Source organism: Luteibacter sp., from assembly GCF_009912395.1.
In the GTDB taxonomy this organism is placed as follows: Bacteria; Pseudomonadota; Gammaproteobacteria; order Xanthomonadales; family Rhodanobacteraceae; genus Luteibacter.
In genome coordinates this window covers 1-8,751 of record NZ_WNDO01000021.1, presented here as the reverse complement: position 1 = coordinate 8,751, position 8,751 = coordinate 1, and the positions used below count along the sequence as shown (strand labels likewise).

Sequence of the window (8,751 nt, the reverse complement as noted above, 5' to 3'; positions counted from 1 at the left end):
CGGCTGGCGTGCCGGACGATGGGGCGCCATCGTCCGGCACGCCGCGGATCAGAAGCGGAATTCCATGGCCGCGCCCCATACGTCGGTGTTCAACCGAACTACGGTGTAATCGTTGTTCCAGTATTTCGGATTGAAGTGGTCGTAGGTCAGCAGGACCCCGATCTGCGGGGTGATGTTGTAACCCACGCCGAGGCCGGCGTAGTAACCCGTGCTGTACAAAGTGTCACGCCACTTGTCCCTGTATGTGGTGTAGGGCGTGTAGTACTCGCTGCGTCCCTGCGAGCGATAGCGATACCGCGCGTAGCCGCCATGCGCTTCGAGATAGAACTTGTCGGAGATATCCCATCGCGCATTGATGCCGAGCGAAACCGATTTCACGCCTCGGTCGGTGCGTTCCTCGCTGGTAACGTAAGGCCAGCCATAATCGTTGATGTAACGCTCCTTCTTGCTGCCCAGGTCGTTGTAACCCGCTTCGAGACCCAGTGCGAAGTTGCGACCCATCGCCCAGCGATAGCCGCCATACAGGTTGTACGAGCCCTGGCTCGACAGATCGTTCGATGCGCTGCCGATGCCTACCCTGCCGAAGGCTCCGCCGGTTTGCGCATGCGCGGCCGACGCCGCCAGTGCCGTAGCGAGGACGACAGCACTTGCAAAGCACTTTATAGCCATGTGATCCCTGTTCCTTTTGGTTGATGCCCCTGGGGACGGGGCGAGACGATCTTAGTCACAACGCAAAAGTTTTCGGATGAACGAATGCCGGCTGGATCGTCGTTTTCGCATTTCGTTTACGGCGAATTCATTCGTCGCTTGGCAGACGTGCCGTCCCTGGCACATTGCCGGATGCTTCGCGTAACGCAATACTTCGACGCGACGCACGCATGCGCTCAGGGAGATGGGACGGATGAAGCACGGCATGGGATGGATGCTTTGCGCGGGGCTGTCAATCCTGCTGGTAACGTTTACGGCGAAAGTGCCGGCAGCCTCGGCGCAGCCGCCTTATCCGCACTGCAAGGGCGTTCGTATGCCCAATGGATCCGGCGAACTCTGCAAGAACCTGTTCACCCCGCTCGACCCCAACGAGCGCACGGTCAAGGATCTGGTCGCCGATACGGCGACGATCGGAGATCGTGGGCATACGGTCACGGCCTATACGGTCCCGGGAACGAACACCGGCCTGGCCAACCTCAAGGTAGTGGCCAACGGTGACCTGATCGGCCTGGGCGGACCGGGCTATCGTATCGTCCGCATTACGAAGAACGGCCACGCCTGGCACATCGTCGACCATTTCGAGGGTGCGGGAGAGTGGGCGAGGGACGTCGCTTTTGCCGACGATCGACGATGGTTCGCGATCGGATCGGACGGGCGGATGTTGCGCTCACAGGATGGCGGCGAATACTGGGAGAGTGTCAATCGCGTACTCCGTCTCGAAGGCGATGATGCGCTCTACGGCGACCTTCACTACGATGGCTCGGGGTATGGCGTGGCTTTCGCGGATACCGCACACGGCGTCGCTGTTGGCGAAGGGCGCCTGCTGCGTACCGCGGATGGCGGGCAGACCTGGACACGCGTACCGTTTCCGGGAACGGGCATCGCGTTGCAACAGGTCCGCTTTGTGGACCCGGCGCATGGCTGGGCCGTCGGTACGCAAGGCACGGTGTTGCACACCACGGATGCCGGCGCGCATTGGACGCCGGTCAGCCTTGGCGACGCGGGCGTCCATCTCATGGGCCTGAGTTTCGCCAGCCCCACGCACGGATGCATGGGCGGTGACCTCAAGGTGTGGTGCACCGTGGACGGCGGCACGACGTGGAGGGCCTCCAGGGTCGTGCTGCCCAAGGGCATGGATGCGCGACCCGATATCGGCATCACCCGCATCGATATGCGCGACGACCGCCAGGGATGGTTCGTGACCCGGGACGGCTGGATATTCAGCAGCAAGGACGGTGGTACGACATGGGCACCTTGGCTCAACGTGACGGCCGACGGCAAGCTCCACGATGTCGAACTCTGGGGACTGGCCTTCGCTAACGGGATGTACTGGGCGGCGGGTACGGGAGCCCGAGCGGTACCTGAAAAGAACAGCGCGTCGTTGAGCATGCGGCCGCTTCTGCTGTCCTGGAAGCCATGAGGATGAATGGCGTGCCGGATACGCCAGTCGCAGGCCGTGGTCCCGCGGCCGATCGCAAAGTCGGTATCTTCTTGGATAGGGTGTACGTCCTGTTATCCTGAGTATTCCCGGTCGTGCCTGGCCGGCGCGGTTCGCGGACTCTGTCAGGAAAGTAAACATCTCAGGGAAAGTAGATATGATCCTTCGTCGTAGCCTGGTGGCTGTCGTTCTTGCCGTTCCTCTCGCATTCGCGGCCTCACGGGCGCACGCCCAGGCCTATCCCTGCAATGGCCCCGGCCCCGGTGAAATCATGGTCGGCATGGCACCGGGCAGCAACGGCGTGGCCCCCACGCCTCTTTGCGCACCGGCCCCCGGAAGCACCGGGCCGACGGCCCCGGCGGCACGCATGCCGGATATCTACATGACCGTGATCACGCACCCAGACACCCGCCAGTACTGGTTCGCGAGTGGTTATGGCTCGGCCGAGTGGGCCGAGAAGGAAGCACTTGAAAAGTGCAAGCAAGCCATGGGCGAAGGATGCGTCGTCAACGATACCTGGTCCAACGACGCGCGCATCGTCGTCGTCGAGGATGCCGTGGGCAATGTGTTCGCCAAGGGTGGCCCGAGCTTCTTCAAGGCCTGGATGGCCTCGCGCGACGAGTGCGACAAATACTCATCCGGCTGCCACAAGATCGAGACCCTGCAGAATGCGCTGGGCGGCGGCATGGTGATCGCCTCCAAGAGCGACGGTGCGCGTCGTCCCTGGGGCGCCGTCGCCAGACCGAAGACCAAGGCACCCGAACCGCTCGACGACACGGCATGGCTTGCGACGGGCGGTGACGGCTTCAAGGCCGCCGAAGATGCCGCTGTCAAAGCATGTGAACAGGCGACGAAGCTCGAATGCCAGGTACGGATCAGTGCGGGTGGCGGTTATATCGCCCGCATGGTGAACAACAAGGGCGCTGTGGAGTGGTTCAACGCCCCGACGCTGGACATGCTCGACAAGGGCATCCGCAACAACTGCGGAAAGGGCGAGACGTGCAGGTTGGTGGACACCTTCGATGTGCGCCCCAAGGGGCTCTCAACCCTCGAAATCAGCGTATCAAAGGCACCTGCACGCGGATTCTTCGCCATGGCCAGGCCCGTGGACGACTCGCTCGAGAAGAGCTGGAACAAGCGCGCCATCGTCACGGGGCAGTCGAGCCTGGAGGCTGCTCAGAGTGCGGCGGTGGCGTTGTGCGAGAAAGAAAGCCGCGGCAAGTGCGAAGCGGCCCCCAAGGATGGGGATGACGGCGTCGACCAGTTCGTACTCCTCACCCGCGCATCCAGTGGCGACGTGAGGATGTTCCTTGGCACTTCGGCCGACGATGCACGCAACCACCTCACACAGTGGTGTGATGAAAAACATCTGACGTGCCCGACAGGACCGATCGCGGACCTGGCAAAGAAGAACAAAGGGTCGCTGCTGGATCTCTGATACCGGGCTATGACTGCCTGGCCGAGAACGCCAGGCGCAGGCCCAGCATAACGAACAGCGCCCCGACCGTCCGGTTGATCCAGCGGGCGAACGATGGGCCCGGGCGCAGCCTGCGCCCGGCGAAGCCGGCCGTCAGGGCCAGCGCGTGGCACCAGAGCATGCCGTTAATGTTGAACACGGCGCCGAGCACGAGGAAGGCTTCGGTGGTGTGTCCTTTCGTGGCATCGATGAACTGCGGCATGAAGGCCAGGAAGAACAGGGCGATCTTCGGGTTGAACACGTTGCTGACGAAGCCCTGCATGAAGATCCTGCGCCGGCTCGGACGCACGCTTGTCGAAGCCGAGGGCTCGGTGCCGACGGCCTGCGTCCCCCGAGTGGCGATCAGGGTCTTCACGCCGATGTAGACCAGGTACGCCGCGCCGATGGCCTTGACGGCACTGAAGGCCTCGGCGGAGGCCGCCAGCAGCGCCGCGATGCCGAACGCCGCGGCCGCGATATGGATGCAGGTGCCCGCGCCGATGCCCAGGGCGGCCATGGAGCCGGCACGCCAGCCCCATCTAGCGGAGTGCGATGCGATGAGCAGGGAGTCGGGGCCGGGCGCCATGTTCAGGAGCAAACCCGAAAGGATGAACAAGGGCAGGTCGTGAATACCGAACATGGCGGGGCATCCGGAGGTGTCAGTCAGGTGGCGCCACTGTACAGCGAAGCGATACCTCGGAAGGTATCGCTTCGACCCTGGCCGTGTCAGAAGCGATACTCGACACCGATATCGAGCACCTTGCTACGGTTGGCCAGGCCGGCGTCACTGGTGATGTATTCACCCTTCTCGACGCCCCGGGTCGTGCCCTTCACCACGTCGTAGGCTTCGTAATCGAACTTGGCGAAGACATTCCAGTTCTGGTAGATCGGATAGTCGGCCCTGATGGAGACACCTACCATCTTCGTTCTGGGGCCGTGGACACTCGACTGGTAGTCCCGGAACAGATGCGTATCGTTGGCACGGCCGGTGGCCCAGGCAGACCCGATGAGTTCCGCGGTGATCGTGACCCGCTTGATGTCGAACTTGCCGCTGATGCCAAGATAGGGCGTCTGCCACCACTGCGCATAGCGGATACCCAGGCCCTGGAAGCGCCCGTGCAGGTCGCGAATGTAGACATAGCCGGGCTTGTCGGCGGGATCGAAGCTTGAATAGACGAAACTGCCGTTGCGTCCCTCCCAGCGCAGCTTCTTGAAGCGATAGCCGGCCAGCGCCTCGAGCGAGAAGCTGTCGTAGGTGGCGAAGCGGTAGGCGACACGCGTGTCGAAGCCGAAGGCACGCTTCAGATCCGTATCGGGGTGAACGGAGCGATCCGTCCAGTAGGGGTAGGCGTTGTCGCGTGCGCGCCAGTCGGTGTCGTGCATCTCGTTGTTGCCGGACAGCAAGCGCGTCCAGGCGTCGATGCGCCAGGAGAGGCGCTCGTTCAGTCGCATATTGAAGCTGCCGCCAATGATGGGCGCCACCTTCGTCTTCCAGTCAAGCTGGCTCAGGCGTTGCCCGTCAGGGTAGTACACCAGTTCTTTCGACGTGTTATGAAGCATGCCGGTGAACATGCTGATGCTGAACTTGTCGTTGTCCGCGATCGTCGACTGGTCGATGATGCCGAAGTCGGCGGCCGATGCGGCGGGGACGGCCTGGATGGCCAGTGCGATGCAGATCGCCTTGAAAGTGGTGTTCATGAACGGTGTTCGGCTCCGTGATCGTTACAGCGCATCGCCATGACGCGCCGGGTCCCGGAAGCTATCGCGGCTACCGGTGCAGGTATGTAGGGCTATTGCCCGAAAGGATCGACCATGCAGAGATAAGCACGGGTCGGGACGGCAATCGTCCGGCCACCGCGTACTCATACCTCATGATGTCCCCTTGTCGATCATCCTTGATCTGCGGACGACAACGCGCCCGGCCCCGGCATGCGGGGCAGCGCAAGATAATACCGTGTCCGGGTAGTTCGAGTTGTGAAGTCGCGCGCAAACCCGGAGCCGGGGATGGCTCAGGTGGAGCGGGAGGGGCGCCTGCGTGGACCAGGCAGCAACCCGGGGATCACGGAGTACGCCCTCTGGCTCAGCGCAGCCCGACCATGCCGTTGTCGTAGTCCATGAAGTAGGCATGCTTCTCGAAGAACAAGATGCCGACGCAGCTACGGATGTTCATGTTCTGGTTGATGGTGAGCTTATCCGGGCTCATCTCGGAGACACGCGTGCCGTAGACGACATCGGAACCGATGCTGACGCGAAGCACCGCATCATAGGGCAGGGCGTTACCAAACCGTGCGCCGGCGGGTACGTTGATGATCGTCTTCGGGTTGCCCGAGTCGAAGATGGAGCTGCCGCGGAATGCATAGCCGTTGGCCGCGATGGTGATGTTGTCGATGACCTGGCTGCATGCGTTCAGCCTGCCGGTGGTGCCGATCATGCCGCTGCGGCAGTGCGTGTAGGTTCGGGTGAAGTCACGTGTCAGTCCTTCGGTGAGCCCGATCGTCAGTCCTCGGTTCAATGGACAGTCCTGCAGTTGCGTTATCGGACAGTCCGACATCGACATCCGGTCGAGCAGGAAGCCCTGACCGATACCGGAGGCGAAGGCCAGCTTGCGCAAGGGGCTGGCCATGCCGCAATCGGTCACCACCCGCTCATCGCAGACCACTGGCGTCCGCTGCGGGGCCTTCGAACCGCCCTCGTCATCGAGATCCTGCAGCATGTTGACGTCGGCATTGATGCCAATGATGTTGGCGCTGGAATCCTTGATGCCGAAGGGGCGGAAGCCCTTCTCATCGCCGCGTGCGTATGCGAACAGGACGGGTACGAGCCCGGTGACGACCTGGCCGTTCGTGCCGAAGCTGATCTGGGCGAAACCGAGGTTGCCCTTGGATGCGTGGGCCGTGTCTCCACGGCCGCCGTACTTCTTTTCGATCACCACATCGGTGACGATCATGCCGTCATAGGCAATGCGATGGCTGCCTTGCGGAAAATGAAAACCATCCTTCGATAGCACGGAACTCGGAAACACCTGGAAGGCGTTCAGCACGACGCCTGCCGAGCCGGTATCGATGAGCCCATGCACTTCCTGTGAGCCGTCGCCGACCCGAATCGGAGCGAAGATGCGGTCTGTCTTTGTGGAGACGCGTGCGGCACTCACCTCGACGGCGACTGGCCGTGTCACGAAAGTTTCGCAATAAATGGAAACGTTGTAGTCGGCACCGTGTCCGCCAAGACGGTCGACCACGCACATCTGGCCAACCGGCTGCCTCTCCACGTCGATCCTGGCGGGGCCGCGCCCTGGGTCGACGGAGAACCGCGTCTGGTTGGCGGCGATGGCGACGTGTTCATTGCCCACCTGCAACACCAGGCCATCGCCGCTCAAGTGATGAATGCGACCGGCGATCAGGCCATCGGCAGGCCACGCGGTTTCCACCATGCCGGGAGAGGCCGTGGCCTGGCATCCGGTCAGGCAGAGCAGGGCGCCGGCGGCGAGATAGTTCAGGAGGGGATTCGGGCGGGCCATGCTTCTCGGGCTCTAGGAGCGCTACGGAATGCGGATAGGTGATGTCCGATGGCGAAGCCGTCATCAGGCAGACAGGGTTGCGCAATTTTAGCGAGCAACTTTTTTTCCGGATTGACCGTTGCTAGCGTGACCGCAGAGAACGTCATGAATTGGAGATGGATTCTTCTTTCACAGGCACGGGTGAGCAAGGGCACGGACGTTGCATCTATCCTGCGGAGCTAAAATCATTATTGGCCGAGGGTGAGTGAGCTTCGCGGTCGAAGTCACAGGTAGCCGGACATGTCTGAAGGCGTCGGTTGGCATAAGAATGGCGCAAATGAAAGCCCGCTCAAGAGCGGACTCGTTCATTTAACAAGTGGCGACTGAAGACGGAACAGAGTCGGGAGCGTCTTCACGACGGGGCGTCCGATCTGCCGATTGAAATCCCTCGATCGCGTTCCTGTTCAGGAGAACTTATGGCCTTTCCGGTCGGGCCCGGAATAGAAAGTACAGCGGCACTCCAGGAAGAATCGTTGTCCCTATGGTGAATGGCAATGCAAACAGAGCGACCCAGATTCCCTCTGCTGGTTTTCCCGCAAGTGAGACAATAACCATCAATACTGGTGTTACAAGAGGCGTAACCACAAAGGCTGATATCTGCCTTGCTATTCCGGTTTTCATCATAGGCATTGTGTACTCCCACCTTCTCCGGTACAGCCAGTAGGACTCGCTGGTTTGGTGGGTGTCTCGTAATCCCCAACCGAGTTGATGAGTGGGCCAGCCTTCGATCCAGGAGCCTGGAGTTCCCCCGTGCCCTCGCCCCAGGACTGAATGAGGACGCCACCTTTCGCCGCAGGTACCGTCTCTCTTGCAACAATTCCGGGCGCCAGGACGTGGTCCCCAAGCGTAACGTTGACGATAGCTGGTTGGCCATCGACACGGTTCGTTGCAGTAAATGACATCACCGGACTCAAGTGGAATCCCGTCTGGGCGACAAAAGACACGTCGTAGATCGCAAGACTGTAGGAGCGCGCTTGCGCGCGATGGGAATTGCCGCAGCCCCATCGCGCGCAAGCGCGCTCCTACAGTGAGATAACGTCCGAGAGACGGTATAACAGATGGATCGCCCATCCATGGGCGCTTGGGTCCTAGTCGAACAGTAGGTCGATTGCCGCTGATGCCCCTCCGAAAACGGGTTTCACGGTTACTACCGACGACGTGGACGCGTGCGAGTCTGTATCTCCGGTATAGGCACCGGAGAATTGATACGACATCGTGCCTTTCGGCAGCGTTACCCGGAATGTCACAGTCGTGTTACGAGACCTGTATATGTAAAGACCGCAGGCCAGGTCGACGCAGCCAGAATCGTAGACGTCTGAGTTCGCAAACGAAGCGCGAACCTGGGCCACGAGTTTCCCGTTAAGCATGAGCTGGACATCGCCACCATTGACGGTGTGTGGTGGTCCATCGACGAGATGCTTACCGGTTACCACCACGGTTGCCGTCACTTGTTTGCCCGGGACAGGTGATCTTGCCCCCGTTTCACGGACACCCCTATAAGCGATTAACTATCGCAATAGGAGGTGGACGATGACCAAGAGCAAGGCAGGCAGAAAGGGGCAGGAGTTCAGCCTGGAGTTCAGGCAGCAGGCA

The 8,751-nt window shown here is 61.3% G+C and carries 6 protein-coding genes; 2 read left to right on the top strand and 4 right to left on the bottom strand.

The window, feature by feature from the left end; genetic code table 11:
• Positions 1-48: 48 nt before the first annotated feature.
• Positions 49-669, bottom strand: coding sequence for an outer membrane beta-barrel protein (locus GAK28_RS17480; protein WP_291782085.1), 621 nt, complete (start codon positions 667-669; stop codon positions 49-51).
• Positions 670-901: 232 nt separating this feature from the next.
• On the opposite strand from GAK28_RS17480, the gene GAK28_RS17475 reads away from it, so the two are divergent.
• Complete coding sequence (locus tag GAK28_RS17475) at positions 902-2,128, top strand: YCF48-related protein (RefSeq protein WP_291782082.1); 1,227 nt, start codon at positions 902-904, stop codon at positions 2,126-2,128.
• Positions 2,129-2,303: 175 nt separating this feature from the next.
• On the top strand, positions 2,304-3,584 hold the full coding sequence (locus tag GAK28_RS17470) for a DUF4189 domain-containing protein (protein WP_291782079.1): 1,281 nt from the start codon (positions 2,304-2,306) through the stop codon (positions 3,582-3,584).
• A gap of 7 nt (positions 3,585-3,591) precedes the next feature.
• Here the strand turns inward: GAK28_RS17470 and GAK28_RS17465 are convergent, their stop codons facing one another.
• The 3 genes from GAK28_RS17465 to GAK28_RS17455 all read right to left on the bottom strand — a co-directional run bounded on the left by GAK28_RS17465 (position 3,592) and on the right by GAK28_RS17455 (position 7,119).
• Positions 3,592-4,242 carry a LysE family translocator gene (locus tag GAK28_RS17465; protein ID WP_291782076.1) on the bottom strand — a complete coding sequence of 217 codons (651 nt, stop codon included), beginning with the start codon at positions 4,240-4,242 and terminating at the stop codon, positions 3,592-3,594.
• Between the two features lie 86 nt (positions 4,243-4,328).
• Entirely contained in the window at positions 4,329-5,300 is a 972-nt protein-coding gene (locus tag GAK28_RS17460; RefSeq protein WP_291782073.1) for an omptin family outer membrane protease, read from the bottom strand.
• 382 nt (positions 5,301-5,682) lie between these two features.
• Positions 5,683-7,119, bottom strand: coding sequence for a hypothetical protein (locus tag GAK28_RS17455; RefSeq protein ID WP_291782070.1), 1,437 nt, complete (start codon positions 7,117-7,119; stop codon positions 5,683-5,685).
• Positions 7,120-8,751: the final 1,632 nt, after the last annotated feature.

Excerpts from the sequence above, each read along its gene's own strand:
- GAK28_RS17480 (WP_291782085.1), bottom strand. The coding sequence starts at position 669 with ATGGCTATAAAGTGCTTTGCAAGTGCTGTCGTCCTCGCTACGGCACTG.
- GAK28_RS17475 (WP_291782082.1), top strand. The coding sequence starts at position 902 with ATGAAGCACGGCATGGGATGGATGCTTTGCGCGGGGCTGTCAATCCTG.
- GAK28_RS17470 (WP_291782079.1), top strand. The coding sequence starts at position 2,304 with ATGATCCTTCGTCGTAGCCTGGTGGCTGTCGTTCTTGCCGTTCCTCTC.
- GAK28_RS17465 (WP_291782076.1), bottom strand. The coding sequence starts at position 4,242 with ATGTTCGGTATTCACGACCTGCCCTTGTTCATCCTTTCGGGTTTGCTC.
- GAK28_RS17460 (WP_291782073.1), bottom strand. The coding sequence starts at position 5,300 with ATGAACACCACTTTCAAGGCGATCTGCATCGCACTGGCCATCCAGGCC.
- GAK28_RS17455 (WP_291782070.1), bottom strand. The coding sequence starts at position 7,119 with ATGGCCCGCCCGAATCCCCTCCTGAACTATCTCGCCGCCGGCGCCCTG.